Raw genomic sequence first — 26,930 nt, forward strand, 5'->3', positions numbered from 1 at the left:
ACAAATCGGGCCGGTCTGCGTGGCGCCACATACATAGCGAGCGCGCTGCTGGCAAGGCACAGGCGCCAGACCCATGCGCTAGGCGAGATTTAACGCGATGTTTAGAGGGCGTCGGTAACCGTAGCGGCAGAGCCTATCTCGGCTCAACCCAGGAGCACGGTCGCAGATGGACGAGTCCCCCCACGGGCTTGAGAAGAAAAAGGGAAGCAAGGTGAAGCTTCCCGCAGAACGCGATGTCGTTGCGCTAGGCATCATCGTTGCGGCCCTTATCATGTTCGTCGGCCACGCAGGCGCGGTCCTTCCCGGAACGTTCCGCGTCATGCTGGGCACGGGCGACGGGCCCGCAGGCTACATGGTCAGCGCGCTCCTGCTTAACGCCGCGCTCGTGATCTTCGGGTGGCGCCGTTATAACGAGTTGATGAAGGAAGTGCGCGAACGGCGCGAGGCAGAGGAAGAGGCGCGCGAGCTCGCCTTTACCGACCCGCTGACCGGATCGCTAAACCGCCGTTCGATGGTGCCGGAGGTCGACCGCCTCATAAAGCAGGTCTGCCAGACTTCCTCGAAGGACTGCGCGGTCGCGTTCATCATGCTCGACCTCGATCATTTCAAGCAGATCAACGACCTCAACGGTCACCGCGCCGGCGACACGATGCTGATCACGATGGCCAAGCGTGTGCGCGAAGTCCTGCCTGCGGATGCCAAGCTGGCGCGTCTGGGCGGAGACGAGTTCGCCTGCGTCATGTGCTACGACCCGCGCGAACCCGCGATGATCGATCGCATTGCCTCGGCCATCATTTCGGCCGGACGCCAGCCTTTCGAAGTCGCAGGCGGCGAACTGGCAATCAGCCTTTCCGTCGGCATCGCCTGCAGCACCGCGCTGCCCGATCCGTGCGAGAAACCGGCCGAAGAGATGCTGCACATGGCCGACATGGCCATGTACCACGCCAAGAAGAGCGGGCGGAACCGCTACGACTGGTTCGAGGCGAAGATGGAGCGCGAACTTCGCCTGCGCGCAGAACTGGAAAACGGCATTCTTGCCGGCATCGCGCGCGGCGAATTCGTGCCTTTCTACGAACAGCAGGTCGATGTCGAGACGGGCGAGCTGACCGGTTTCGAAATGCTGGCCCGCTGGCAGAGCCCGCGACTGGGCCTCGTCACGCCCGACCGGTTCATTCCGGTGGCAGAAGAACTGGGCGTTATTGCCGAACTGTCCGAAAGCGTGATCGCGCAGGCCCTGCGCGATGCGCGAGACTGGGACCCGCGCCTGACGCTGTCGGTCAATATCTCGCCGGTGCAGATGCGCGACCCTTGGTTTGCGCAGCGCTTGCTGAAGCTGATGGCAGAGGCCCGCTTCCCCGCCGAACGGCTGGAAATCGAAATCACCGAGATGTGCCTGAACGAGAACATCGGTCTCGTGCGTTCGATGGTGACCAGCCTCAAGAACCAGGGCGTGTCGATCAGCCTCGACGATTTCGGCGTAGGCTATGCGACGCTGGCCCAGCTTCGCGCCCTGCCCTTCGACCGCATCAAGATCGACCGCCAGTTCATCGGCCGCCTTGCCCGTGCAGAGGATACGGCCAACGTCATCTCGACCATCGCGTCGATTGGCGAAGGCATGAACCTGCCCGTCACGGCCGAGGGGATCGAGACCGAGACCTTGCGCGATTCGCTGCGCCGGATCGGCACGTTCAAGGGCCAGGGTTACTTCTACGGCAAGCCCGAAACCGCCGAACAGGTGCGCAACCGGCTGAAGAGCGAGGCACGCCTTGCGGCCGACACGGCGGCCAACGACACGCCCGCAAGCGACGTCGTGGCGGCTCGCGCTGCCGATCCGGCGGCCTGATCGCCCCTAATTACCGGCCCGTAGCACTGGACGCATCGCGCGCGGGTGCATAGATGCGGCCCATGCGGATCGCCTTCACCAAGATGCATGGCCTGGGCAACGACTTCGTCGTGCTGGACGCGCGCGACCATGCGCTGCCGCCGCTGACCCGCGATGTCGTGGCGGCGCTGGCCGACAGGCACACCGGCATCGGGTGCGACCAGCTTGTCCTGATCGAGCCGAGCCAGAACGCCGACTGGCGGATGCGGATTTTCAATTCCGACGGCGGAGAGGTAGAAGCCTGCGGCAACGCGACCCGCGCGGTCGGCCTGCTGATCGGCGGCGAAGTCAGTCTCGAAACGCTGGGCGGCACGATTGTCGCCCGCCCCGACGAACGCGGCATCGCGGTCGACATGGGCGAACCGCGCTTCGACTGGGACGTGATTCCCCTGGGCTATGCGATGGACACGCTGGCTATGCCGGTCGGCTGGCCGATCGACGATGGCGAACTGGAAAATCCGGTTGCGGTCAATGTCGGCAACCCGCACGCGGTGTTCTTCGTCGACGATGCCTATGCGATCGACCTCGCCTCCATCGGCCCGGTCATCGAGAACGACCCGATTTTCCCCGAGCGCGTGAACGTCAATGTCGCTGCCGTTACCGCGCGCGATGCGATCACCTTGCGTGTCTGGGAACGCGGCGCGGGCATCACGCGGGCCTGCGGCACCGGCGCCTGCGCCACGGCAATCGCGGCCATGCGGCGCGGGCTGGTGGATCGCGAGGTTACCGTGACCCTGCCCGGCGGTTCGCTGGTGATCGCATGGGGCGCAGATAACCGCATCACCATGACCGGCCCCGCGACGGTCAGCTACACCGGATCGTTCGACTGGGGCGACTACGCTTGAGCGCGGCCGAGGTCATCACATTAGGCTGCCGCCTCAACGCGGCGGAGAGCGACCGCATCCGCGCCATGCTGGGTGAGCGCAGCGATACCGTCGTCGTCAATTCCTGCGCCGTGACCGAAGAGGCCGTGCGCCAGACCCGCCGCGCCATCCGCCGCTTGCGCCGCCGCCGCCCCGATGCGCGGCTGCTCGTCACCGGATGCGCCGCCGATATTGAGCGTGAGCAGTTTTCGGCCATGCCCGAAGTCGACGCGCTGGTGCCCAACACCGACAAGCTGGCCCCGCAAAGCTGGAACGCGGGCCACAACGCCGCCGCCCTGCCGCCGGTAAAGGTCCATCAGGGCACCAGCACCGAGGCGACCGCCCGCACCCGCGCTTTCATCGCGGTGCAGAATGGTTGTGATCATTCCTGCACCTTCTGCGTCATCCCCCAGGGTCGGGGCGAGAGCCGCTCGCTCACCGTCCCGCAGGTCCTGTCCGAGATCGAGATGCACCTCGACCAAGGCACCCGCGAAGTCGTGCTGACCGGCGTCGACGTGACAAGCTGGGGCCACGACCTGCCCGGCTCGCCGCAACTGGGCGCGCTCGTCGGCGAAGTCCTGCGCGCCTTTCCGCAGCTTCACCGCATCCGCATGTCCTCCATCGACGGGGCGGAGATCGACGGCGAACTGGAAGAACTTTTCGCAGGCGAGGCGCGGGTCATGCCGCATCTCCACCTCTCGCTTCAGCACGGGCACGACCTGATCCTGAAGCGCATGAAGCGCCGCCATTCGCGGCGCGATGCGATCGACCTCGTCACCCGCCTCAAGGCCCGCCGTCCCGAAATCGCCATCGGCGCAGACCTCATCGCCGGCTTCCCGACCGAGGACGAGGCGATGCATCAGGCGAACCTTTCGGTGATCCGCGATTGCGCGGTCGTCCACGGCCACGTCTTCCCGTTCAGCCCGCGCCCCGGCACGCCCGCTGCCCTGATGCCGCAAGTGGACACCGCCACGATCAAGGCCCGCGCCGCTGACTTGCGCGCCGCCGTCACCAAGGCCCGCGCCGACTGGCTCGGCTCGCTCGTCAGCAGCACGTTCGAAGTGCTGGGCGAGAACGACGGCACCGGCCACGCCCCCAATTTCGCGCCCGTCCGCCTGCCCCAAGGGGTGCGCGGTGGCGCACTCGTCCCCATGCGGATCGACCGCGTCGAGGACGGACTGCTAATCGGAGAAAGTCTATGAGCGAGAGCTGGTCCGACCGGCTTTTCGGTGGTTTCCGCAAGACGAGCGAGAGGTTGTCCGGCAACCTGTCGGGCATCGGGGGCAATACGAAGCTCACCGATGACCAGCTGGACGAGCTGGAAGACGCGCTCATCATGTCGGACCTCGGCCCGCGCGCCGCCATGCGTATCCGCGATGCCGTGGCCGAACGCCGCTTCGAACGCGGCGCGGACGAGCGTGCCATTTCCGAGGCCGTCGCCGAAGAAATCGCCGAGATCCTGCGCCCCGTGGCAAAGCCGCTTGAGGTCACCGCCTTCCCGCGCCCGCACGTCGTGCTGGTCATCGGCGTCAACGGCAGCGGCAAGACGACGACGATCGCAAAGCTGGCACACCTGTTCCAGGAAGACGACTACTCGGTCATGCTGGCAGCCGGCGATACCTTCCGCGCCGCCGCCATCGGGCAGCTCAAGGTCTGGGCCGACCGGCTGGGCGTGCCCGTCGTTACCGGCCCCGAAGGCGGCGACCCTGCTTCCGTCGTGTTCGACGGCGTGAAAGCCGCGACCGACAAGGGCAGCGACGCGCTCATCGTCGATACCGCCGGACGCCTGCAGAACAAGCGCGAGCTGATGGACGAGCTGACCAAGATCCGCAAAGTCCTCGGCCGTCTCAATTCTGAAGCGCCGCACGATGTCGTCCTCGTCCTCGACGCGACGAATGGGCAGAACGCGCTGCAACAGATCGACGTGTTCAAGGAAGTCGCGGGTGTTACCGGCCTCGTCATGACGAAGCTCGACGGCACGGCACGCGGCGGTGTTCTCGTCGCGGCGGCGGAACAGTACGGCCTTCCCATCCATGCCATCGGCGTGGGCGAGAAGATCGACGACCTTCGCCCCTTCGACCCCGACCTCGTCGCGCGCGTCATCGCGGGAGTGGCATGATGAACGACACACCTGAAACCCCACCCGCCGCCAAGCCGAAGCCGAAAAGCGGCTGGCTCAACATCGCGATCGACTACGGGCCGCTGCTCGTCTTCTTTCTCGTCTATAAGTGGTTCAGCCCTTCGGAAGATGGCAACGCGGTGGGCGAGGTTCTGGCCATCGTCAAAGGCACCGGCGCCTTCATCGCCGCCGCCGTCATCGCGGTCGCCGTGTCGAAGTGGAAGCTGGGCCACGTGACGCCCATGCTCATGCTCTCGACCGCGCTGATCGTGTTCTTCGGCGGGCTGACCATCCTGTTTCAGGACCCGGTCTTCGTACAGGTGAAGCCGACGATCATCTATGTCGTCTTTGCCATTGCGCTGCTGGTCGGCGTGTGGCGCGGCAAGGCGCTTTTGAAATACCTGCTCGACGCCGCGTTCGAGGGGCTTTCCGACACCGGCTGGATGAAGCTGTCGCGCAACTGGGGCTTCTATTTCATAGCGCTTGCGCTGCTGAACGAAGTCCTGCGCGCCATGCTCAGCTTCGATGCATGGCTTGCCGCCAAGCTCTGGGTCTTCCTGCCGCTGTCGTTCCTGTTCACCTTCACCCAGCTTCCGATGATGCTGCGCGAAGGGCTGGGCAAGGAAGAGGAAGAAGAAGCCGTAACGGAACATCCGCCGGCTTGAGGGATCACGAAATGATGAAGTATCTGGGCGCCGCCGGACTGCGAGCGGTGGTTGCGGGCGCAGTGATGGGCGCGGCGCTGGTAACGGGCGGCGGCGCATTCGCCTCTGCCGAACAGGCCGATCCCCTCTCAGACTTCCTCACGAAATACGTCGCGTGGGCGGAAACCATCGAAGCTGAGGGACAGGAGCGCGGCACGCCGCTCACCGCCGAACAGCTTGATCTGGCCAAGGCGGTTGGCATCCAGCATCCGGAAAAGGTCCGGCTGGTCTATGCCGACGTGGTGCCGTTCCCGGTGGAAGACCCCGAAATGCGGGCGGTTGGCGGAAGCATGGGCTTCATCGGCCCCGGCGTGATCAACAATGCGCAGGCGTTCGGCTACACCATCTGGATCCGCAACGGCTTCACCATGGACCGCCCCGCCCTCGCGCACGAACTGGTCCATGTCATGCAGATCGAACGCAGCGCCAGCTTCGGCGCCTATGCGCGCGAATACGTGCCGCAGCTCCTCGAACATGGCCATTCGGACATGCCGCTCGAGGTCGAGGCCTATGAGGCCAACCGGAAGTTCGCGGCCCCGGGCACCTGATGATTCGGCACCCGTAGCGCGGCCGGTTCAGCAACAAACCATTGTCCTACTTGGCAGCGCGTCGTCATCATGGCGCCGTTCTTTGCCATCGTCGGCCCCCGCTTTTCGCAAGCAACCTGTCACCCTGTCTCGCGGCAGCGCAAAGCCGCGCAGGTCCTGATGTTTTCGCATCTTTGCAGTGGGTGACACCGTGTCACCTTTGTCACCCACGGCAAGTGGCCTTGCACACGCCTGATTCACCATTTTGCCGGTAGAGGCGTCGCCATGTTCGCAAAGATCGCGCTCTATCTTCTGGCGGTGAATGTCTGGACCGTCGGCCAGTTCTGGCATGACAAGACGCGCGCCGTGAATGGCGGCTGGCGCGTGCCGGAAGGGCATCTGCTAGGCCTTGCCCTGATCGGCGGATCACCGGGCGCGCTGCTGGCCAGAAAGGTCTTTCGCCACAAGACGCGCAAGGAGCCGTTCTCGACATATCTTCAGGTCATCGCGGTGCTGCAGGCAGGCGGTCTGATCGGCTGGTTCATGCTGGGCTGATCCCTGTACGCGGCGATCTGACCCGCGCGTTCACATGATGCCAAGTTCCACGTCCAGGCAGTGGACATAGGCGATCTGGTCCCACCGCTCGAACTGCCGATCATTCTCTTCCTCGGCGTAGAGTTTCGCGATTGCCTTCGCCTTTTCGCAAAGCTCCACGCTGTTCGCGTTGGAGCGGCGCATGATCGTGTATTCGTCCGCCTGCCGCTTCGCCTCGCTGGAACAGGCGGCCAGCGTCAGGGCGGCGGCGATCGCAAGAAACGGCAGGGTTCTAGGCATCACGGTCCTTTCCTGTCGCTGTCGTAAGATCAATGCCGCAGCGCGAACAGGTCTTCGCCGGCCAGAACACGCTCCAGATCCCGCGCTGGAAGATCGACTTCCCGCAATTCGGGCAGACAATCATCAGGCTGCGAACACCGAATATCACCACCCACACGAACAGCAGCGGCAGGACGATCCAGTCGAGCCAGCCGCTGCCTTCCATGCCGGCCACTGTGGCGAGCAGGGGGATGCCCCAGACAATGAAGATGCCGCTGACGATCCCACCGATCATGTGGGCCTTGCCGACTTCGTAGACCGTAGGCCTGCGCTCAGCCATCAGGACGCTCTTCCCGGCAGGTCAGATCCTGACCTGCGAGCCCAGTTCGACGACGCGGTTCGTGGGCAGGCGGAAGAATTCCATCGCGGTTGCCGCGTTACGCAGCATCCAGCTGAAGATCTTCTCGCGCCACAGCATCATGGCGGGCTTTTCGCTGGGCAACAGGGTCTGGCGCGACAGGAAGAAGCTGGTCTGCATCATGTCGAACATGCCGCCGCAATTCTCGATCTGCTTCAGCGCGGCCGGAACGTCGGTCTCTTCCATGAAGCCGTAGCGCAGCACCATGCGGAAGAACCCGTCGCCAAGATCGGTGATGTTCACCCGCTTCGCCGGATCGACGTAAGGTTCCTCGGCGATGTCGACCGTCAGGATGACGACACGTTCGTGCAACACCTTGTTGTGCTTGATGTTGTGCAACAGCGCGGACGGAACGCCCGCCGTGCTCGACGCCATGAAGATCGCCGTGCCGGGCACGCGGGTGGCCGAATTGGCCGCGCTCTTGGCGAAGATCTCGATCGGGAGGGCAACCTCGGTCATGCGCTCACGCATGAGCTTGCGGCCCTTGGCCCACGTCGTCAGCAAGGTGAAGACGATCGCGCCGACCAGCAGGGGGAACCAGCCGCCATCGGCCACCTTGGTGAGGTTCGCCGCGAAGTATGCTCCGTCCACGATCAGGAACAGGAGGACGACGGGGGCTGCGTACCACCAGCGCCACTTCCACACGCCCACGAACAGGACGGCCATGAGCAGCGTGTCGATCGTCACCGCGCCCGTCACCGCGATGCCGTATGCGCTCGCAAGGTTGGACGAATTCTGGAAGGTCAGCACCAGGATCAGCACCGCGACCAGCAGCGCCCAGTTGACCGACGGGATGTAGATCTGGCCCGCCTCGCTCTCGCTCGTATGGCGGATCGAAAGACGCGGAATGAAGCCCAGTTGCATGGCCTGATGCGTGATGGAGAACGCACCGGAAATCACGGCCTGGCTGGCGATGAAGGTCGCGCAGGTCGCCAGGATCACCAGCGGCAGGCGCAGCACTTCGGGTGCCATGATGAAGAAGGGGTTCTGAATAGCCTCTGCCGCGTCGGCGCCGGTCAGGCTGATCACCATCGCGCCCTGCCCGAAATAGTTGAGCAGCAGGCACGGCATGACGAAGGCAAACCACGACAGACGCATCGGGCCGCGGCCGAAGTGGCCCATGTCGGAATAGAGTGCTTCGGAACCCGTCACGGCAAGGACGACCGACCCCAGCGCAAGGAACGCCAGTGTCTTGTCGACGAGGAAAAACTGCACCGCGTACCAGGGGTTCAGCGCGTAGAGGATTTCCGGGTGAACGAAGATCTGGATGATGCCCAGCGTTGCGATCGTCGTGAAATAGACGATCATCACCGGCCCGAACAAAGCGCCCACTTTCGCCGTTCCGCGCTTCTGCAAGAAGAACAACAGGACCAGCAGGACGATCGCGATCGGTATGACGAGCGGTTTCAGCCCGGCCTCCACCACGGTTAATCCTTCGACCGCGGACAAGACCGAAATGGCGGGCGTGATCATGGAGTCGCCGTAGAACAGCGAAGTCGCGAAAACGCCCAGAAGAACGGCCATCCAGCCGTATCGGGATCGCCCGATGTGGCTGGAAATCAGCGCGACAAGGGCAAGGCTACCGCCCTGCCCCTTGTTGTCGGCGCGCATGAGGATGGTGACGTACTGGATCGCGACGACCAGCGTCATCGACCAGAAGATCAGGCTGACCACGCCAAGCACGTGCAGCCGGTCGAGCGTAAGCGGATGCGGACCGACGAACGTCTCGCGGAACGCGTAGAGCGGGCTGGTGCCGATGTCGCCGAAGACGATGCCGATCGCCCCGACGGCGAGCTTCGTCTTGGCGCTGAGGCGTCCGTCTTCTCCGGATGCGGAGTGGCTCATGCCCGGTTGTCGTCCCTTGTGGCGGCCACGGATCCAAACCGACAGGCCAACGGGGGCAGGCGATTAGCAGCGGTTCTTCGCACCTGCAAGAAAAGGTGGCGAACCGTCACGAAGCGGGACCGTCGGACGCTACGGAATCCGCCGTTTCCTGCTCCACCGGAACAGGCCCTGACGGCATTTCTCCGCCTGCTGCGGGCATGCCCTGGCCCGACTGCATGGCGATGATCGCGTCGAGTCGTTCGATGCGGGCGGCAAGATCGGCGCGCCATGCCTCGTCCGGGTCGCCGGGGCGGTCCATCAGTTCCTGCCAGATCGCGCGGGCCTCTTCGAACTGCCCCGACTGGGCGAGCGCAAGGCCGGTGAAGAACGGCGGCCCGGGGTGATCGGGCGCGATGTCGGCGGCACGCTGGAAGGCATAGAGCGAGGCCGGCGTGATGATGCCGCCTGTGTGCCCGACAAGCGCATTGCCAAGCGCGACCCAGAGATCGGGATCGTTCGGCGTCTTGCGGACAGCGCCCTTCAGGATGCCCGCCGCCGTCGCGAATTGGCCGCGCCGCGCCAGCGCATCGGCGGTAATGAGGAGATTGCGCCCCTCGCCAAATTCATTGGCCATCGCCTGACGCGCCTCGATCAGCGCGGCCTGTCCCATCTCCTCGCTCTCCCGCGGAGGGGTCGGCGAACCGGCTTCGGTGGGAGAACCCTGCAGCGCGTATCCCGACAGGCCGATCAGCAGCGCGGCTGCGGCAAATTCGCGCCCACCGCGCGGTAGTTTGACGACGAACAGCAGGACGACGAACGTGACGACCGCAAGCCCGATGGCAATTGCCCAGCCCATCACTCGTCTCCTTCCGGCAAACGCCTCGTGAACCGCTTGCGCAGGAGCAGCAGCGCCAGAAGCAGCAGGACCAGCGGCGCTGCAAACAGCGGCCAGGTCAGCGTGGTCAGTTCAGGCTTGTAGCTGACATACTCGCCATAGCGTTCGACCAGCCATGCCCGGATCGCTTCAGGGTCCTCGCCCGCCTTGATGCGCAGGCGCACCTGATTGCGCATGTCGCCTGCCATAGAGGCATCGGAGTCGGCGATCGACTGGCTCTGGCACTTGAGGCAGCGCAGCGTTTCCATCAGGTCCTGCGCCTTCTGCTCCTGCGCCGGATCTTCCAACTGGCGGTAGGCGTAAGGCGCAGGCGGTAGCTGGTCCTGCGCGGCGACAGGTACGGCAAGCATCGCGGCGACGAGCGCGAGGAAAGTGAGGACGCGGCTCACAACGGCGCCTCGGCTTTCTTCACTTCGGCAAGGATTGTCTGCACGTCACGCTCCATGATCGGGCCGATATGCTGATAGCGGATCGTGCCGGTGCCATCGATCACGAAAGTCTCGGGCACGCCGGACGATCCGATGCCAAGCTGCACTTCGCTGATGTCGTCCTTGCCGATCGTGGCGAAAGGATTGCCATAGCGTGCGAGAAAGCGGGCGATGTCCTGCTCCCGGTCGCGGATGGCGACGCCATCGATGGGCACGCCCGCGCGGGCGATCTGGTCGAGTTGCGGAGCTTCTGCCGCGCAAGGGACGCACCAGCTGGCAAAGATGTTGAGCAGGCGAACATCGCCCTTGCGGAAGTCTTCCGTGGCGATCCCGGGCCGTTCCGGAGAACCTGCGACCAGCGTGAATTCGGGTAGTGTCTTGCCGACCATCGCGCTTTCGATGTCGCGATCGGCGGGGCGCATCAGCCCGTTCATGACAAGCACGAAGAACCCGCCGAACAAGACCAGCGGAAGCCAGATCGCCCAGCGCTTGCCCGGCTTCTTGTCAGGCGCGCTCACTCCGCAGGCTCCGGCATGGCGTCGCCCAACGGATTGTCTTCACGCCGCTCGGCAATGCGGCGGACCTGATGCGCCTTGCGAATGTCGCCGAGCACGCGGCCAAGCAGCGCCAGCGCGCCGCCCAAAGCCACGATAAGTCCGCCGAACCAGATCAGCGGCACAAACGGTTTCCACCACAGGCGAAGCTGCCAACGTCCGTCGCCCCCCTCTTCGCCGACGACCGCGTAAAGCTGACCGTTCCAGCGCGTCGACAGGGCAGACTCGCTCGTCGTCATGGGGGGCTGAGTAAAGTTGCGCGATTGCGGGTGAAGGCTGACCGGATGACCGCCCTTGTAACGCGCGATCATGTTCGCCTCGATCGCGGTCCAGTTGGGGCCTGCAACCGGTTCGATACCCGCCAGTTCGATCGACCATGGACCGACTTCGACGGTATCGCCAATCTCTGCCGCGACCAGCTTTTCGGTCGAGAACGCACTCTCGCTCGCCATGCCGAACAGCGCGACGGCAAGGCCGAAGTGGCCGACGACCATGCCCCAAGTCGCCAGCGGCGTGCGCAGCAGGTTGCGACCCAGAAGCGGCAGCAGGCTGGCGATGCCGAGCCCGATGGACAGAGCAAGGCCGAGAAGCGGCAAGATGCCGATACCCGGTGCCAACACCACGGCGCCGACGATCACGCCTACGGTCAGTACGGCAGGCAGGATCAGTGCCTTGGCAATGCGGTCGAAGCTGTCGCGCCGCCAGCGCAGCAGCGGTCCAACCGCCATGACCACGATCATCGGGATCGCGAAGAAAGCGCCCACCGGATTAAAATAGGGCGGGCCGACCGAGACCTTGGTGTCGAACGCCTCGGTCAGCAGCGGGTAGAGGGTGCCGAGAAGGACGATGCCGAGGATGGCGGAGAGCGCCACGTTATTGAAGACCAACCCGGCTTCGCGGCTGACAAGGCTGAACTGCTTGCCCTCGTTCACGGTGCTGGCGCGCGCGCCGAACAGGGCTAGCGCCCCGCCGATATAGATAGCGAGCAGAGCAAGGATGAAACTGCCGCGTTCGGGATCGACCGCGAAGGCATGAACAGAGGTAAGGATGCCCGAACGCACGAGGAACGTGCCGACCATCGACATGGAAAACGCCACGACGCCCAGCATGATCGTCCATGTCCGCAGCGCATCGCGCGAGGCGAGTACCGAGGCCGAATGCAGCAGCGCGGTCGCGGCCAGCCACGGCATGAGCGAGGCGTTCTCGACCGGGTCCCAGAACCACCAGCCGCCCCAGCCCAGCTCGTAATAGGCCCAGTAGGACCCTGCGGTGATGCCGATGGTGAGGAAGATCCAGCTGCCCAATACCCACGGCCGCATGGCGCGGGCAAAGGCAGGGCCAACCTCGCGGGTCAGCAGCGCGCCGACCGCGAACGAAAATGCGACCGACAGGCCGACATAGCCGATGTAGAGCGTGGGCGGATGGAACGCGAGGCCGATGTCCTGCAGCAACGGGTTGAGACCGTTACCTTCGGGCACCGGGGTCGGCAGACGTTCGAACGGGTTCGAGGAGAACAGCAGGAAGGCATAGAAGCCGAGGCTTACGAATGCCTGTGCCGCCAGCGTCGCGATCATCGTGCGTTCGGGCAACCGGCGCTCCACCAGCGCGACGAGTGAGCCCGACAGCGCCATGACCGTGACCCACAGCAGCATCGAGCCTTCGTGATTGCCCCATGTGCCCGCTAGCTTGAAGATGAATGGCTTGGCGCTGTGTGAATTGCTGGCCACCAAGAGCACCGACAGGTCGGTGCGGATGAACAGCCACATCAGCATCAGGAACGAGAGCGCGACGAGCGGCCCCTGCATGATCGCGGCGGGGCGGACGACATCGCCCAGCTCCGCCTCGCTCTGTCCCGCAACCAGCGTCATGACGCTGGCGAAAAGCTGCAAGAGGGCGAGCGCTGCGGCGAACCACAGGAGCGCGAGGCCGGCTTCCGCGATCATTTCGCGGTCGTTTCCGCGACGACGGCCTTGGCCTGCGCCTCGCTCATATCTTCGAGTTCGCGCGGCATGTAATTCTCGTCATGCTTGGCCAGCAGGCTGTCGGCCACGAAAGTCCCGTCGGCGGCAAGGCGGCCATCGGCCACGACGCCCGAGCCTTCGACGAACAGGTCGGGTGTGATGCCGGTGTAGCGCACGGGCACGGTCGCCTCTCCGTCCCCGACGACGAATGTGACGGTCACCCCGTCGGCCAGCGTCTGGATCGAGCCTTCCTGCACCATGCCGCCAAGGCGCACCGCGCGGCCTGGTTCGGGCGGATCGGATGCGATATCGCTCGGCACGTAAAAATAGCTCGCCTGACCGCGCAGGCCCCAAATGGCGAGCAGCGCCGCGCCGATCAGCACGACGAGCGCGAGGATGACCAGCACGAGGCGCTGGTGCTTGGGCTTCAAGGCTGTGCTCATTTGCGTCCCTTGGCTGCGTCCCTACGGGCCTCTGCCCGGCGCATGGAGAGCCAGCTCCACACCACCATTGCCAGCGTGCCGCCGATGCCGATCGAATAGGCCGCGATCACGAATGGCCAGTGGTCGAGACCTTCGTTCATGCCGTGGCTCCTTCCACCGATGCCAGCGCCTCACTAGCCATGGCGCGGCGGCGCAGGCGGGCTTCGGCCTGGAAATTGGCAAGGATCGCGCGCATCCGCGCCAGCACCACCCCGCCGAACAGCAGCGAGAAGCCCAGCGCGCAGATCAGCAGCGGCCACAGAAATGCCGGATCGATCGCCGACTTGCCCATCGTGATGCTCGCCGGCTGGTGCAGCGAGTTCCACCAGACGACCGAGCGGTTGATGATCGGCACGTTGATCGCGCCGACAAGGCCGAAGATCGCGGTCACACGGCTGCCCGCGCCGATACCATCCTTCTGCGCCGCACTGGCGAGCGCGAGGTAGGCAAAATAGAGAAACAGCAGGACCAGCATCGAGGTCAGCCGCCCATCCCAGACCCACCACGTCCCCCATGTCGGGCGGCCCCAGATCGAACCGGTGGCAAGACAGATCGCGGTAAAGACAGCGCCCGGAAGCGCAGCGGCGCGGGCCGCGATGGTCGCCAGCGGGTGCCGCCATACGAGTTCGACCAGCGAGGCGATCGCGATCGTCGTCCAGCCGCCCATGCCGAGCCATGCGCTGGGCACATGAATGTAGAGAATGCGCACCGTCTCGCCCATGAGGCGGTCCGCCGGTGCGTAGAACAGCCCCCAGGCGAGCGCGCCCGCGACAAGCACGAGCCCGGACACCAGCAGAAGCGGGGTCATCCAGCGCGCTAGGCGCAGGAAACGGGCGGGATTGGCGAAACCGTGCATAGTCTTTGGCTTTCGCGCACCGCTTTGGCAGCGGCGGCGGCTTGCTTCAAGAGCAAGACTCGCCGCGCTTGTCCTAATGGACGAGATTTCGTCGCAAAATGCGCGGGATCAGCGCCCGATCGCCTTGCGCGCCATGGCATCCGCGACCCGGTTGGAGGCAACGCCGGTGGCATCGCTTTCCTGCCAGATCTGTTCGAGCCGGCCCGGGATCTGTGCGATGCGGGCGTTCACTTCGTCGAACGTCGCGGGCACCGACCCGTCGCGCGACAGGTATTCGACCGCGACCGAGATGATTCCACCTGCGTTGATGACGTAGTCGGGCGCGAAGAGAATGCCGCGCTTGGCCAGAAGATCGCCTTCGTCGGCGGTGGCAAGCTGGTTGTTCGCCCCGCCGGCAACGATCAGGCAGTCGAGCGCCGCGATGCTTTCCGGCGTCAGGACCGCGCCAAGCGCGTTGGGGCTGAAGACGTCGCAAGGGACAGTCATGATCTCGTCGGCCGCAACGCTGGTGCCGCCCAGTTCCGCGGCAAGCTGTGCCGCGCGTTCCGCGTTCACATCGGCCAGCGTCAGCTTCGCGCCTTCCTTGGCGAGGTGGCGGGCAAGGCCCGAACCGACGCTGCCCACGCCCTGCAGCGCAACGTGCACGCCTGCAACGCTGTCCTTGCCGAGCTTGTGCTTCACCGCCTGCTTTACGCCGAGGAAAATGCCGTGCGAGGTAAACGGGCCGGGGTCCGAGCCGACAGCGGGCTCATCGCCCTTGGCCGGCAGGCCGGTCACGAAATTGGTGCGGCGGTTGACGAGCGCCATGTCCGCTTCGGTAATGCCGACGTCTTCTGCCGTGACGTACTGACCGCCCAGCTGCTCAATGGCATCGCCGAAAGCGAGCATCATCTCGTCAGTCTTGGTGCGGTTCTCGTCGGCGAGGATGACGGCCTTGCCGCCGCCCATGGGAAGCCCGGCCAGCGCGTTCTTGTAACTCATCCCCTGCGACAGGCGCAGCGCGTCAGTCAGCGCGGCCTTCGTGTCGGCATAGTGCCAGAACCGGGTGCCGCCGGCCGAAGGGCCGAGGTGGGTCGAGTGGGTCGCGATAATGGCGCGAAGCCCGCTCTTGCGGTCATGGACAAGGGTGATCTTTTCGTGATCGTCGAACGCCGGGTTATTCCACATGCGAGTGTTCGCCGCCTCTTCGTACGGGAACGGATGATGTGGATTTCACCCCCGTTCCGGCAGTGAAGACTGGGGCGACCGAGGGGTCTCGAACCCCCGACCTCCGGTACCACAAACCGGCGCTCTAACCAACTGAGCTACGGTCGCCACGAGCCTTGAAACGCCCGCCGGATGGCGAGCGGAAGAGGCCTGTTTTCACTGCTGCACGTTCGCGTCAAGCGCTATCGGCGGCGGGCTGCGCCTGTTGCACAAGCCGTTCGAGAAGGGAAGCAAAAAACGTATGATCGAACGCGAAACGCAATAAAATTACGCAGGCCTAATTTGCCTCGCCCCAGCTTCGCGCAACTACGCGCGACGGTTCGAGCCCCGCGTCGATAATTGCACGTTCTTCGAGCACTATCGAATCGACCCGGACAACGAATCGCGCCTCGAACCAGCGCGAGGTCACGGCAAGCTGGCGAAGCTGCACCGGACCGAACGGCGCGCCCGCATTGGCGAGCGGTCCGACTGCTTGGTTGACCGTGCCCCAGCCGGTGGCGGGCCGCTGTTCGAGAAGCGCGCGAACCTGTTCCACGCCAAGCGTTCCGGGCGTCAGCGCCGCGACAAGGCGGGCCTGATCGGAACGCAGGGTATTGAGGTTGATCTTTGCACCTTCCCCGCCCGGCAAGGCGCAGAGCCACGGGCGTAGGCGCTGGTAGATCGGTTCTTCCATGCCGCGCACCGCACGCAGTTCCGACAGGTCCACGATACGGCGGCCCGCGGTGCGATAGGGGACGGCAAGCTGCTGATAATAGGCGTCTTCGGCCCCATTCACTTGCGGCTCCTGGTCCGCGTCGATCCAGTCGGCGACCGAATCGGAAATGACCACGGCGGCGTCGGGCGGCACTTCGAGGCTGTCCATGAGCCGGCGAAACTGTTCGAGCGCGGTGAGGTTGAGGCGCGTGCGCTCCCCCTCTCCGGAAACCAGCGAGTTCACGTTGAAGCAGTTGCCCGCATCGCGCACGCGTACCGTCACCATGCCGCGTGCCAGCGGCAGCGGCGTTTCGCGGTCGAGCATTCCGCCGGGATCAATCGTGCGGCTGCGGTCGATGGCGACAAGCTGGCCCAGCCGCGAAGCGACGATCGATTCCGCGCTGAAGGCATAGAGCCGCGCCTGCGCCATAGCCTGCGAATTGACCGCAAGCCGCGTGGCAAGGTTCAACCGTTCGAGCATGACCGCCGCGATCACCGCCATGACCGCGACAAGCAGCAGGACCGAGAGCAGCGCCGCCCCGCGCTCTTTCGCGCGCATCCAGCGATTGAGCCCCCGCCTCACTGGTAGTTCGCCCCGACAAGGGCGACGACGCGCAAGGTCGTGCCGTCCTGTTGCGGCAGGAGCAGTTCGACCGCCGTCGGCAGGTCGGTCGCGCTTTCCGGCTCCCACCTGTCGAGCCAGTTGCCCTGCGGCGCGCGGAATCTCAGGCGCGGCACACCCGAGACGCGGGCCATTGGCGAGGCTTCTGGCGGCTGAGCACCATCGGGGAACGGCAGGCCGATACGGACGAGCCGGTCACCATCGACACGCCAGCTGACCCGCTGGATTGAGGGGCGCGGTTCGCCAGCCGGATTGTCCCAGCCGCTGCGCGTGAGGTCGAGCAATGCGCCGCTGCGGCCCTGCTCCATCGCGGGCACGATCGCGCCGCCTTCCTCGCGCGCGGGGCGGGCGGCGGCTTGTGCGAGATCGGCGGTCCAGACCGCGAGGAAACGGCGCTGGTCGGCGATGCGTTCGGTGGCGTTGCGGCCCGAAATCTCGGCATCGACCGAAAAGCGCAACATGGCGAGCGCGCCGCCCGCGATCACCGCAAAGACGACGAGTGCGACGAGCATCTCTACAAGCGTGAAACCGTTGCGCTTCACGACGGCGCGACCCGCAGGAATTCGTACGTCACCGCACTCGATTCGCGACCCGGCGTTACCTCGCGCAAGGACAGGACGATGCGGATCGTGCCGGGAAATTCGGGCGGCGCTTCGACCATGCGCGACCACTGGAACTGGCGGCCCGCATTCTCGACCATGCCGTCCTCGTCGCCCAGTGCGGGCGGCAACGGGTCGGTCAGCCATTCGGCGGCGAGGTTCTGCGCCGTCACTTCGCGCAGAAGCCGCTGTTCAAGGTCTGCCGTGCGCGCGATCGAGGCGCCTTCCATCCGCATCAGCGTCAGGCCTGCGATCGCGAAGATCGCCAGCGCGACGAGCAGCTCGATCAGGGTAAAGCCGTTTGCGCGCCGTTTCATGCTCATGTTCCGGAAACGGCGACCTCGCCGTTGCGGCGCACGGTTACGACCATCGCATTGCCGTCATGTGACAGCGTGACGCGCAAGTCCTCGCTCGCAAGGCCGAGCGGGTCGAAGATCACGCGGCGATTGGCTGGCGCATTGTCGCCCTGCCCCGCGATGGCGGCCCGCGTGTCCTTACCCCAGTCGGTCGCGGTCAGCGACTTGCCGTCGAGCGGGGTCCAGCGCCCGTCGACGCGGCGTTCGAAATAATAGCCTGCCGGACCGACGACGGTTGAGACCGATGCGGAAGTCGAGATCGCCTCGTTCCGCGCGGCGATGGTGCGGGCAGCAAACTTTTCCGCCTCGCGCCGCAAGTCGCCTACGCCGCTGGGCATGGCAAGAACGGCGGCCCCTGCCATCAGCGCGATGACGAAAAGCACGACCATGAGCTCGACCAGCGAGAAACCGTTGGGTTTCATGCGGCTTGCAGGAACGGTTTGGCGGCGCGTCATGACGGGCCAAGCCTATGCGCCAGCCGCGATGCGCCTGCAAGCTTGGCGCGCGGGCGGGCATATCCTAGATGCTGGTGCATGCAGGATTTCGGACAATCGGTCGCCGCCCACGTCAGCACCTGGCCCGGGATGCAGCGCGTCCCTTCCCCCAAGGTCGAGCTGTTCACCGTGCGCGACTTCGTGCCTGACGACATGCGTGCCGAGCTGATGGACCTGATCGACGCGAACCGCCGCCCATCGACCATCGCGGACCCGAACGGCGACGACTATTTCCGGACCAGCGAGACTTGCGATCTGCCGCCTGCTGCCGACGTCGTGCGCCGCCTTCGCGACCTGTTCACGCAAGTGTCCGGCATCGACCTTGCCTACGCCGAACCCTCGCAGGGGCAGCGCTATGCCGTGGGGCAGGAGTTCAAGAACCACACCGATTATTTCGAGCCTTCGGGCGCGGATTATCAAAAGTTCTGCGCAGTCGCCGGACAGCGCACCTGGACCTTCATGGTCTACCTCAACGAACCCGACGCGGGCGGCGCGACGCGGTTCAAGTCCGTGAACAAGACGTTCCAGCCCGATGCGGGACGGCTGGTGTGCTGGAACAACATGCGCCCCGACGGTCGCCCCAATCCAGCCACGCTCCATCACGGGATGAAGGTCCGCAAGGGAACCAAATACGTCATCACGCAGTGGTACCGTGAAAAGGAGTGGAAATGAGAAACCCGGGAAAACCGGTCCTTCACGGAGAGAGGATCACACTAAGAGCCGTCACGGCCGATGATGCGGAGGCAATGTTCGCAGGGCTGGAGGACGAGGAATCGAACCGACTTACTGGCACGCACGAGATTTTCACCGCGAAGCGCGTCGAAAAGCACTGCGCGATGGTCGCGGCAGCCGAAGACCGCTGGGACTATGCGATCGAGGTCGATGGAAAGATGGTCGGCGAAGTCGTCTTGAACGAGATCGACTGGGACAATTGTTCGGCCAATATCCGCATCGTTATCTGGGAGCCTTCGGCCCGCAATACCGGCCTTGGCACAGAGGCGATGCGCCTGATGACAAAGTTCGGGATCGAGGAAGTCGACCTGCACCGCATCGAGCTTGGCGTCTATGCCTTCAATCCGCGCGCAATCCGCGCTTACGAAAAGGTCGGCTACACGCTGGAAGGCACGCGCCGCGATGCCCTTTACTGGGAAGGCGAGTGGATCGACAGCTACACTATGGCCGTGCTCGCCCCCGAGTGGGAGGCGAGCGCAACCTGATCGTCAACCGAGCGAGCGGAAGAAGCTGAGCTGCATGTCTTCCGACAGGCATTCGAGGATCGGCGGAACCAGCCGGTCGTGGAAGTCGATCGCCATGTGCTTTTCGAAGGCCGCATCGTCCTTGAACGTGGCGACGACATTGAACGTGTCGGGATCGTCGTCCGATTGCAGGAACTCATAGACCTGCGCATCGGGCTCATGCTGAAAGACGAGGCCTTTGAGTTCGGCCTGGAGCGCGATCATTTCTTCGCGCTTTTCGGGCTTCGTCTTCAGGACGGCGATAAAGCTTTTCGCGGACATCCTCAGCCCTCCGGATGGCGACCAAGGTCGAACAGCAGCTCGCGTTCGTAGCTGCCGTCCATGCACGCGATCATGCCGTCGATCAGCGGCTTGTTCTGCGCATATTCCATGTGCGCCTTGTCCGCCGCTTCGTCGACGAAGCTTTCCAGCACTGCGAACATGCCCGGATCGCCCAGCCGGAAGAACTGGAAGTGCAGCGTGCCCGGTTCATCCGGAGCCTGCTTTTCCATTTTGCGGGCAAGATCGATAAATTCGTCCTGCTTGTCGTCCCGCACCTTGAAGCGGGACAGAAAAGTATATGCCATGTGCCTTGGCTCTCCTCAGCCGTGTTTTCTGTTCTCGTGATAGGTCTGCCAGCTTTCCAGCTTTTCGGGAAAGTCTGCCGGTCCGGGCGTGTCGTACGCCATGTTGCGATCCTCGCGCAGGAGGATGTCGGGGTATTCGGATACCGGCACATAATAGAGGAACTGGATCGTGCGTTCGGCAAACCGCCAGCCATGATCGGTCTTCCGGTACTTGTCGGCATAGCGAAGAGCGGTGACCATCATCATGCCCTTGCGCTTTAGTTCGGCATGGCCCGAAACGCGGCCCGTCGCCTCGGTATCGCTGACAAAATCGATCTGGACGTCGTGCATGAAGTGATGGCCGGGGCCGAGTACGTCGAAACGTCCATGGTACTGATCGATGATGGCATCCGGACCTTTTGCGTACATCACGCCGTCTGCGGACTGGATCACGCCGTCATCGGTGAACAGGTCGCGCACCGCCTCGATGTTCCGGTCGTCGATGTCGAAACAGTAATGCGCGATCAGCTGGCGGATTTGCGATTCCGCCTCCAGCCGCGCGAGGCGTTTCTCGATATCGCTCATCCATGTGCTCCTTCGATGTAGCGTGAGTTGGCGTAGACCGGATCACCCGTCCCCCATTCGCCGATCGGGCGAAGGGTCTGGTGCATGCCCTGGTCAAGGATCTGGTTCGACGGGTGGCTGGCGTTCCAGTCGCTGACGACCATGCGACGCAGGATGCGCCATTCGCCGTCGCGCTTCTCGAAACGGTCGAGATAGCGGCCTGCCATCACGAACATCTCATGATCGGCATCAAGGCCGCTGGCCGCCAGTTGCCCGAAATAGCTCGAGCCGAGCATGTCCTCGGCCATGCCACCCCGAACGCGGCAGGCGGAATAGAGGTAGCTCTCGCTAGCAGCATGATCCCCGTCGATCTCGATATCGACGTTGAGCAGGCAGTGCGTGCCCATCGTGAAATACTTGGTGATCTCGGAAATGATGAAGGGCACGAACTCGCTCGCCCGCCCCGAATAGATGCCGTGGATGTCCTCTCCGTCGGGCCAGTAGACGGTTTCCATCATGGCAAGGTCCGCACGGTCGAGCGCGCGGCAATAGCGCGTCAGGACATCGCCGACATCGCGCACCGCGACCAGTTCGGCTAGGCGTTCCCGGCCTGTCAGACCGCTGGAGGTCATGGCCGGTTGCCCCAGACCGGATCGCCCGGCCCGCGCTCACCCAACGGGCGCAGCGTCGCGAACATGCCCTGGTCGAGGATCTCGTTCGAAGGGCGGTTCTCGTTCCAGTCCATCACGACTTCGCGGCGGAAGATGCGCCATTCGCCGTCGCGCCGTTCGAACTTGTCGAGATAGCGTCCGCCGAAGAAGAAGTGATGGTGGGCAGGGTCCAGCCCCTTGCCGGCAAACCGCTCCATGTAGCGCGATCCGAAGATCTCCTCGGCCTTGTCCACGCGCACCTTGTGATAGGCGAAGAGGTACGTCTCGGTCGCGGCGCGGTCGCCTTTCACTTCCATGTGGACGTTCATGATGCCGTGCATCGTGACTTCGAACCATTCCTGGATCTCACGCACGATGAATTCGGAAAACTCGACCGCGTTGCCGTCGAACACCCCGTGCGAATCCGAACCGTCGGGCCAGTAGACGCTCTTCATCAGTTCGACGTCGGCGCGGTCCAGCGCGCGGCAATATCGGGTCAGCACCGAATAGATGTCCCTGCGGGCAAGCAGGTCCTCGATCTCGGCGTCGGATACGACGGGCGCAGGTGCAGTGGCGCTTTCGGTCATCCTCTTCTCCATCACGGCGTCCCGTTCGTGCGGGATCGTTCCGGATGCGACGATAACGGACATCAAGAAAAAAACAATCATGCATGTTCGTAATTGCGATCAGTTGCTCTTTGGCATCGCCTGAAAAAATTTCACAAGAAAAAAACATTCATGATTGATTGGAAGCTGGCAACGTGCTTCTATCCTCCCCGGCGTTACCCGCAAAATGGCGGGAACCAAGGAGAGGAGCAGGGGATGAAAGCGAGTAATCTCTATCGTACGACGTGCGCCATTGCGTTGGCTGCAAGCGTCGCAATGCCGGCCTATGCGCAAGATGCGGACAATCTTGACGGGCCAGAAACCGTACCGGCCGGACCGGTCGACGAAAGTCCTGCGCCCGCACCGACGTCTTCGGTTGGCCTGGGCGACATCATCGTTACTGCGACGCGCCGTGCGACGGACCTGCAGACCACCCCGGTCGCGGTTTCGGCGGTCGATTCGAAACTGATCCAGCAATCCAACCCGCGCGACGTGGGCGATCTGGCCGCTTTCGTGCCGAACTTCTCCGCAGCGACGATCGCGAACTTCAACGCGGCATCGTTTGCCATGCGCGGCGTCGGCCAGACGTCGATCATCATCTATTACGAACCGCCGGTCGCAGTGCTTGTCGACGACTTCGTGATGCCGTCGGTCCAGACCCAGCTTCTCGATACGTTCGACGTGGAGCAGGTCGAAGTGCTGCGCGGCCCGCAGGGAACCCTGTTCGGCAAGAACACCACCGGCGGCGCGGTCACCATTCGTACCAAGCGCCCCGAACTCGGCTACATCGGTGTCGACGGACAGTTCGAAGTCGGCAGCTGGAACACGATCAACGCCAAGGGCGCAGCCAACGTGCCGATCGGCGACGTCGCAGCCCTGCGCTTGGTCGCAGGCTACGAATCGAACGACGGTTATTACAAGAACGGCGCTTGCTACGGCCCCGTCACCGGCTTCGTGCCCAGCGCATTCGAAGGTGTTTCGGGTTGCCTGGGCGGTGAAACGCTTGGCGGACAGAGTGTGATTTCAGCCCGTGCCAAGCTGCTGGTGGAACCCAGCGACCGGTTCTCGGCACTCGTGCAGTACGAGTATTTCCGCGACGATTCGGACGTCGTCCCCTCGGTCAACGTCAACGACGAATATACCGGTAGCGTCCCGTTCCTTACCGACATCCTCGGCACGATCCGACCCAACCCGGACAGCAGCGATCCGCTGGACAATGCGGCCTACACGGGCCGTAACGCAGGCGGCCTCATGCTGGGCAAGGGTCAGCGCATCTATGTGGACGGCATTTATGCGAACCTCGAATTCAGCCCCGAATTCGGCACGTTCACGTCCGTTTCGGGCTACCGCTTCCAGCGTTCGCGTATTCCCAACTCGTACGCCGGTGCCACTGCCATCGCCCCCGACGGCACGTACCTTTCGTTCTTCGACGCCACCCGCGACGATGACCGCAAGACGTGGCAGCAGGAATTGCGCTTTGCCAGCGACCTTGGCGGTTCGTTCGACTTCGTGGCCGGCGGGTTCTATCAGAAGGACAAGACCAGCTTCTGCGTTCCGCAGCTGCTCGGCTTCCTCGACCTGACCAGCGGCCCACTGCCCTTCGGCAACTGGAACGACACGATCTACACGCTCTGCAACGCGCAGAAGGCGGAATCGAAGGCCGTCTTCCTCGAAGGCACGCTGCAGGCAACCGACCGTCTTTCGATCACGGTCGGCGGTCGCTACACTTGGGAAGACAAGACCTGGTATGGTCGCCAGCAGGCTTTCTATGCAGAGCTGAACGGCGGTTTCGACCTGTCGATCGTCGACCAGATCCGCACGCCGCTTGATGCCAATGTCTTCGACTATCCGGCAAACGTCATCCGCGTGGATGGCAGCTGGAAGGAGCCGACATGGCGCGCCAGCGTCAGCTATGAAGTGAACCCCGACGTATACATCTACGGTACGTATTCGCGCGGCTTCAAGGGCGGCGGCTTCAACGACCAGGCCGGTAACTTCAACGCCTTCGGCAGCGATCTCGACGCCTTTGCCGAGGCCGCAGCACCGACCGATCCCGAAACCGCAGACAGCTTCGAAGCGGGCATCAAGTCCGAGTTCTTCGACAACCGCCTGCGCTTCAACCTCACCGGCTTCTACGTGAAGTACAAGGACCTGCAGAAGCAGCTCAACGTGCCGATCGTGGTCAACGGACAGCCGAACCAGGTTACCCTGTTCGTCAATGCCGCAGCCGCCGAAGTTAAGGGTATCGAGCTTGAGACCTCGGCCAATCCGTTCGAAGGCTTCACCCTTCGCGGCGTGCTTGGCTATCAGGATGGCAAGTACAAGGAATACGACACGACAGGGGCCGGTTACGACCTCTCCACCGCCCCGCTCGACCGTGCGCCGAAGTGGCAGTGGACGATCAACGGTACCTACGAAACGCCGGTGTCATCGGACTTCAATCTCGCCCTCAACGGCTCGGTCGCATATGTCAGCCGCAACCTTAACACGCAGGCGATCACGGATCCCCAGGGCAATACCTACCTCAACGCCCGTACGCTGGTGAACGGTTCGATCACGCTGAGCCAGGCAGACGACAAGTACTATGTCCGCCTGATCGGCCAGAACCTGACCGACAAGCGTTACAAGGTCGCGATCCAGAACGTGGGCGGCCTGTGGCAGAACGCCCAGTACGGCCCGCCGCGCTACTTCGGCCTCGAAGTGGGCTTCAGCTTCGGCGACTTCCTCTGAGGCAGTGACTGAAAATGCCCCGCAGGCCGCCATGGTCTGCGGGGCTTTTCTTTTCGAATGACAAGACATGAAGGCCGGCCCCGCGATCTGGGCCGGATACGAAGGGTCGACGTGAGACATCCAGCAATCCGGCGTGCCCCCAGCGCCATCTTCCCCGCCCTCCTTGCCATCGCGCTTGCATCGTGCGGCGGTCCGGGCGGCGACATCGCCACCGGAAGCGACGGTGACGCGCAATGGCTGGCCCAGCTTTCCGACGACAGCGATGGCAAGGACTGGCCTGCGTTCGGCCGGACCTATGGCGAACAGCATTTCAGCCCGCTGACCGAGATCAACGCGGACAATGTCGGCGAACTCGGCCTCGTCTGGGCGGTCGACCTGCCCGCGGGCAATCCCGCAACCGGCCCGATCGCCATCGACGGCACGGTCTATCTCGCCAGCGGCTATTCGGTGGTCCGCGCGATCGATGTCGAGACCGGCAAGGTGAAATGGACTTACGATCCCGAGGCTCCGCAAGCATCGGGCGTGAAGCTGCGGCAGGGCTGGGGCAGCCGCGGCATTGCCTACTGGAACCAGAAGGTCATCACCGCGACGCAGGACGGGCGGCTGATCGCGCTGGACGAAAACACCGGCGAGCCGGTGTGGACCGCGCAGACTTTCGGCAAGGACGAATTGCGCTTTATCTCCGGCCCGCCGCGCGTGTTCGATGGCAAGGTCATCATCGGCAGCGGCGGTTCGGATTCAGGCCCCGTCCGCGGCCTCGTCATGACTTACGACGCCGACACCGGCGAGAAGCTGTGGGAGTTCTACACCGTCCCCGGCAACCCCGCAGACGGGTTCGAGAACGAGGCCATGGAAATGGCTGCGGAAACGTGGGCGGGCGAGTGGTGGAAGTACGGCGGCGGGGGCAGCGTTTGGAACGCGATGACCTATGACGCCGCGAACGACCAGATCCTTCTGGGCACCGGCAACGGCGCGCCGTGGAACCACAAGATCCGCTCTGCCGGAGAAGGCGACAACCTGTTCCTCTGCTCGATCGTCGCGCTCGACGCGAAGACCGGCAAGTACAAGTGGCACTATCAGATCAATCCGGGCGAAAGCTGGGACTTCAACGCCTCGATGGACATGGAACTTGCCGATCTCGTCATCGACGGGAAACCGCGCCAGGTCGTGATGACCGCGCCGAAGAACGGGTTCTACTACGTCATCGACCGCACCAACGGTAAGCTGATTTCGGCAGAACCGTTCGTTGAGGTCACATGGGCCGAGGGTATCGATATCGAAACGGGCCGCCCAATCGAAGCGAAGGGTGTGCGCTACGAAGGCGGGACGACGACGTTCCGCCCCACCCCACTTGGCGCGCATAGCTGGATGCCGATGGCCTACAGCCCGCAGACCGGCCTGACCTACATTCCTGCAATCGACCTTCAGGTGACGTTCGACGATACCGGCGTCACTGCGGAAAACTTCAAGTGGACGCCCAAGATGGGCCTGTCGCCCGGCGTCGGCTATGCGATCGGCGACGGCGGCAAGAAGGTGACCGGCTGGCTCATCGCGTGGGATCCTGTGAAGCAGGAACCGCGCTGGAAACTGCCGATGGACAAGCATCTCAATGGCGGCATCATGGCAACCGGCGGCAACCTGATCTTTCAGGGCCGGCCCGATGGCGGGTTCAGCGCCTATAACGCCACGTCCGGCGACAGGCTGTGGAACTTCGATGCCAAGGCAGGCGTCGTCGCGCCGCCGATTTCGTACAGCGTGAACGGCAGGCAGTACGTCACCGTCATCGCCGGTATCGGCACCAGCGCAGGCCTGTTCGGGCCGATGTTCACCGAATACGGCATCGATTATCACACGCAGAAACGCCGCGTCCTGACATTCGCGATCGGCGGGAAGATGACGCTGCCCGAGAACGAACCCTACAAGGCAGTCGCCTTCGACGATGCGGACTACAAGGAAGACGCCGCGCTCGCCTCCAAGGGCGAAGGCACGTTCAACGCCCGCTGCGCGGTCTGCCACGGTACCGGCGCCATCGGCGGGGGTACGGCGCCCGACCTTCGCACTTCGGCAGCGGCAGCGGATGCCGAAACCTTCAGGGCCGTGGTCCATGACGGGATCCTGGTGCCCAACGGAATGCCGCAGTTCGAGGAACTGGACGACACGAGCCTCAAGGCCCTGCGCCAGTATATCCGGTCGCGCGCTGCATCCCTGCGCAGCGGCAAGAACGAAAACAACGTGGCATCGACCATGAAGGCTTCGGACTGAGCGTAGAAGCCTTTACCGGTAG

At 64.0% G+C, this 26,930-nt stretch carries 31 protein-coding genes and 1 tRNA gene; 11 read left to right on the forward strand and 21 right to left on the reverse strand.

What is annotated here, in order from left to right:
• Window positions 1-166: 166 nt before the first annotated feature.
• The 7 genes from KIH45_RS09700 to KIH45_RS09730 all read left to right on the forward strand — a co-directional run bounded on the left by KIH45_RS09700 (window position 167) and on the right by KIH45_RS09730 (window position 6,650).
• Window positions 167-1,843 carry a putative bifunctional diguanylate cyclase/phosphodiesterase gene (locus tag KIH45_RS09700; protein WP_213175812.1) on the forward strand — a complete coding sequence of 559 codons (1,677 nt, stop codon included), beginning with the start codon at window positions 167-169 and terminating at the stop codon, window positions 1,841-1,843.
• 62 nt (window positions 1,844-1,905) lie between these two features.
• Window positions 1,906-2,727 (forward strand): diaminopimelate epimerase, encoded by an 822-nt coding sequence (dapF, locus tag KIH45_RS09705; RefSeq protein ID WP_213175813.1) that lies wholly within the window; start codon window positions 1,906-1,908, stop codon window positions 2,725-2,727.
• Window positions 2,724-3,947 carry a MiaB/RimO family radical SAM methylthiotransferase gene (locus KIH45_RS09710; RefSeq protein ID WP_213175814.1) on the forward strand — a complete coding sequence of 408 codons (1,224 nt, stop codon included), beginning with the start codon at window positions 2,724-2,726 and terminating at the stop codon, window positions 3,945-3,947. Before dapF ends, KIH45_RS09710 begins: the two co-directional genes overlap by 4 nt.
• Entirely contained in the window at window positions 3,944-4,864 is a 921-nt protein-coding gene (gene ftsY / locus KIH45_RS09715) for a signal recognition particle-docking protein FtsY (RefSeq protein WP_213175815.1), read from the forward strand. Before KIH45_RS09710 ends, ftsY begins: the two co-directional genes overlap by 4 nt.
• The gene (locus KIH45_RS09720) at window positions 4,864-5,529 is read left to right on the forward strand and encodes an inner membrane-spanning protein YciB (RefSeq protein ID WP_213175816.1); all 666 of its coding nucleotides are present in this window, start codon (window positions 4,864-4,866) and stop codon (window positions 5,527-5,529) included. Before ftsY ends, KIH45_RS09720 begins: the two co-directional genes overlap by 1 nt.
• An 11-nt stretch (window positions 5,530-5,540) precedes the next feature.
• On the forward strand, window positions 5,541-6,116 hold the full coding sequence (locus KIH45_RS09725) for a hypothetical protein (protein WP_213175817.1): 576 nt from the start codon (window positions 5,541-5,543) through the stop codon (window positions 6,114-6,116).
• A gap of 264 nt (window positions 6,117-6,380) precedes the next feature.
• A complete protein-coding gene (locus tag KIH45_RS09730; protein ID WP_213175818.1) occupies window positions 6,381-6,650 on the forward strand; it encodes a DUF1294 domain-containing protein in 270 nt (89 codons plus the stop codon).
• Between the two features lie 30 nt (window positions 6,651-6,680).
• Here the strand turns inward: KIH45_RS09730 and KIH45_RS09735 are convergent, their stop codons facing one another.
• The 16 genes from KIH45_RS09735 to KIH45_RS09810 all read right to left on the reverse strand — a co-directional run bounded on the left by KIH45_RS09735 (window position 6,681) and on the right by KIH45_RS09810 (window position 18,257).
• The gene (locus KIH45_RS09735; RefSeq protein ID WP_213175819.1) at window positions 6,681-6,929 is read right to left on the reverse strand and encodes a hypothetical protein; all 249 of its coding nucleotides are present in this window, start codon (window positions 6,927-6,929) and stop codon (window positions 6,681-6,683) included.
• Complete coding sequence (locus KIH45_RS09740; RefSeq protein WP_213175820.1) at window positions 6,922-7,248, reverse strand: hypothetical protein; 327 nt, start codon at window positions 7,246-7,248, stop codon at window positions 6,922-6,924. The genes KIH45_RS09735 and KIH45_RS09740 overlap by 8 nt, the downstream gene beginning before the upstream one ends.
• A gap of 21 nt (window positions 7,249-7,269) precedes the next feature.
• Window positions 7,270-9,171 carry a potassium transporter Kup gene (locus KIH45_RS09745; RefSeq protein WP_213175821.1) on the reverse strand — a complete coding sequence of 634 codons (1,902 nt, stop codon included), beginning with the start codon at window positions 9,169-9,171 and terminating at the stop codon, window positions 7,270-7,272.
• Window positions 9,172-9,277: 106 nt separating this feature from the next.
• Window positions 9,278-10,006 carry a tetratricopeptide repeat protein gene (locus KIH45_RS09750; protein ID WP_213175822.1) on the reverse strand — a complete coding sequence of 243 codons (729 nt, stop codon included), beginning with the start codon at window positions 10,004-10,006 and terminating at the stop codon, window positions 9,278-9,280.
• Window positions 10,006-10,395 carry a cytochrome c-type biogenesis protein gene (locus KIH45_RS09755; RefSeq protein WP_213176097.1) on the reverse strand — a complete coding sequence of 130 codons (390 nt, stop codon included), beginning with the start codon at window positions 10,393-10,395 and terminating at the stop codon, window positions 10,006-10,008. The genes KIH45_RS09750 and KIH45_RS09755 overlap by 1 nt, the downstream gene beginning before the upstream one ends.
• Before the next feature lie 35 nt (window positions 10,396-10,430).
• On the reverse strand, window positions 10,431-10,991 hold the full coding sequence (locus KIH45_RS09760; protein WP_213175823.1) for a DsbE family thiol:disulfide interchange protein: 561 nt from the start codon (window positions 10,989-10,991) through the stop codon (window positions 10,431-10,433).
• Window positions 10,988-12,970 (reverse strand): heme lyase CcmF/NrfE family subunit, encoded by a 1,983-nt coding sequence (locus tag KIH45_RS09765; protein ID WP_213175824.1) that lies wholly within the window; start codon window positions 12,968-12,970, stop codon window positions 10,988-10,990. The genes KIH45_RS09760 and KIH45_RS09765 overlap by 4 nt, the downstream gene beginning before the upstream one ends.
• Window positions 12,967-13,431, reverse strand: coding sequence for a cytochrome c maturation protein CcmE (ccmE, locus tag KIH45_RS09770; RefSeq protein WP_213175825.1), 465 nt, complete (start codon window positions 13,429-13,431; stop codon window positions 12,967-12,969). Before ccmE ends, KIH45_RS09765 begins: the two co-directional genes overlap by 4 nt.
• Window positions 13,428-13,571, reverse strand: a complete 144-nt coding sequence (locus KIH45_RS09775; protein WP_213175826.1) for a hypothetical protein — start codon at window positions 13,569-13,571, stop codon at window positions 13,428-13,430. Before KIH45_RS09775 ends, ccmE begins: the two co-directional genes overlap by 4 nt.
• Window positions 13,568-14,326: a heme ABC transporter permease CcmC gene (gene ccmC, locus KIH45_RS09780; protein ID WP_213175827.1), complete on the reverse strand. Its 759-nt coding sequence runs from the start codon at window positions 14,324-14,326 to the stop codon at window positions 13,568-13,570. The genes KIH45_RS09775 and ccmC overlap by 4 nt, the downstream gene beginning before the upstream one ends.
• A gap of 108 nt (window positions 14,327-14,434) precedes the next feature.
• Entirely contained in the window at window positions 14,435-15,493 is a 1,059-nt protein-coding gene (locus tag KIH45_RS09785) for a Glu/Leu/Phe/Val family dehydrogenase (protein ID WP_213175828.1), read from the reverse strand.
• A gap of 70 nt (window positions 15,494-15,563) precedes the next feature.
• Window positions 15,564-15,640, reverse strand: a tRNA-His gene (locus tag KIH45_RS09790).
• Between the two features lie 169 nt (window positions 15,641-15,809).
• Window positions 15,810-16,808, reverse strand: a complete 999-nt coding sequence (gene gspK / locus KIH45_RS09795) for a type II secretion system minor pseudopilin GspK (protein WP_213175829.1) — start codon at window positions 16,806-16,808, stop codon at window positions 15,810-15,812.
• Window positions 16,805-17,389, reverse strand: coding sequence for a type II secretion system minor pseudopilin GspJ (gene gspJ / locus KIH45_RS09800; protein ID WP_213175830.1), 585 nt, complete (start codon window positions 17,387-17,389; stop codon window positions 16,805-16,807). Before gspJ ends, gspK begins: the two co-directional genes overlap by 4 nt.
• Window positions 17,386-17,763, reverse strand: coding sequence for a type II secretion system minor pseudopilin GspI (gene gspI, locus KIH45_RS09805; RefSeq protein ID WP_213175831.1), 378 nt, complete (start codon window positions 17,761-17,763; stop codon window positions 17,386-17,388). Before gspI ends, gspJ begins: the two co-directional genes overlap by 4 nt.
• Before the next feature lie 2 nt (window positions 17,764-17,765).
• Window positions 17,766-18,257 carry a GspH/FimT family pseudopilin gene (locus tag KIH45_RS09810; RefSeq protein ID WP_213176098.1) on the reverse strand — a complete coding sequence of 164 codons (492 nt, stop codon included), beginning with the start codon at window positions 18,255-18,257 and terminating at the stop codon, window positions 17,766-17,768.
• Window positions 18,258-18,335: 78 nt separating this feature from the next.
• Here KIH45_RS09810 and KIH45_RS09815 point away from each other — a divergent pair, with 78 nt between their 5' ends.
• On the forward strand, window positions 18,336-18,968 hold the full coding sequence (locus tag KIH45_RS09815) for a prolyl hydroxylase family protein (RefSeq protein ID WP_213175832.1): 633 nt from the start codon (window positions 18,336-18,338) through the stop codon (window positions 18,966-18,968).
• Complete coding sequence (locus tag KIH45_RS09820; protein WP_213175833.1) at window positions 18,965-19,513, forward strand: GNAT family N-acetyltransferase; 549 nt, start codon at window positions 18,965-18,967, stop codon at window positions 19,511-19,513. The genes KIH45_RS09815 and KIH45_RS09820 overlap by 4 nt, the downstream gene beginning before the upstream one ends.
• Window positions 19,514-19,516: 3 nt before the next feature.
• Here KIH45_RS09820 and KIH45_RS09825 read toward each other — a convergent pair whose 3' ends face one another.
• Genes KIH45_RS09825 through KIH45_RS09845 form a run of 5 tightly spaced genes read right to left on the reverse strand, consistent with a single transcriptional unit; the run spans window position 19,517 to window position 21,961 of the window.
• The gene (locus tag KIH45_RS09825; protein WP_213175834.1) at window positions 19,517-19,813 is read right to left on the reverse strand and encodes a putative quinol monooxygenase; all 297 of its coding nucleotides are present in this window, start codon (window positions 19,811-19,813) and stop codon (window positions 19,517-19,519) included.
• 2 nt (window positions 19,814-19,815) lie between these two features.
• Complete coding sequence (locus KIH45_RS09830) at window positions 19,816-20,118, reverse strand: putative quinol monooxygenase (RefSeq protein ID WP_213175835.1); 303 nt, start codon at window positions 20,116-20,118, stop codon at window positions 19,816-19,818.
• 15 nt (window positions 20,119-20,133) lie between these two features.
• Window positions 20,134-20,682, reverse strand: a complete 549-nt coding sequence (locus KIH45_RS09835; protein ID WP_213175836.1) for a nuclear transport factor 2 family protein — start codon at window positions 20,680-20,682, stop codon at window positions 20,134-20,136.
• Complete coding sequence (locus KIH45_RS09840; protein ID WP_213175837.1) at window positions 20,679-21,293, reverse strand: nuclear transport factor 2 family protein; 615 nt, start codon at window positions 21,291-21,293, stop codon at window positions 20,679-20,681. Before KIH45_RS09840 ends, KIH45_RS09835 begins: the two co-directional genes overlap by 4 nt.
• Window positions 21,290-21,961 carry a nuclear transport factor 2 family protein gene (locus tag KIH45_RS09845; RefSeq protein ID WP_225899813.1) on the reverse strand — a complete coding sequence of 224 codons (672 nt, stop codon included), beginning with the start codon at window positions 21,959-21,961 and terminating at the stop codon, window positions 21,290-21,292. Before KIH45_RS09845 ends, KIH45_RS09840 begins: the two co-directional genes overlap by 4 nt.
• A 171-nt stretch (window positions 21,962-22,132) precedes the next feature.
• On the opposite strand from KIH45_RS09845, the gene KIH45_RS09850 reads away from it, so the two are divergent.
• Both KIH45_RS09850 and KIH45_RS09855 read left to right on the forward strand, forming a co-directional pair.
• Window positions 22,133-24,646 carry a TonB-dependent receptor gene (locus KIH45_RS09850; protein WP_213175838.1) on the forward strand — a complete coding sequence of 838 codons (2,514 nt, stop codon included), beginning with the start codon at window positions 22,133-22,135 and terminating at the stop codon, window positions 24,644-24,646.
• A 111-nt stretch (window positions 24,647-24,757) separates the two neighbouring features.
• Window positions 24,758-26,908 (forward strand): PQQ-dependent dehydrogenase, methanol/ethanol family, encoded by a 2,151-nt coding sequence (locus KIH45_RS09855; protein WP_337925450.1) that lies wholly within the window; start codon window positions 24,758-24,760, stop codon window positions 26,906-26,908.
• Window positions 26,909-26,930 lie beyond the last annotated feature (22 nt).

The sequence above is a fragment of the Croceicoccus gelatinilyticus genome (assembly GCF_018398395.1).
GTDB classification, from domain to species: Bacteria; Pseudomonadota; Alphaproteobacteria; order Sphingomonadales; family Sphingomonadaceae; genus Croceicoccus; species Croceicoccus gelatinilyticus.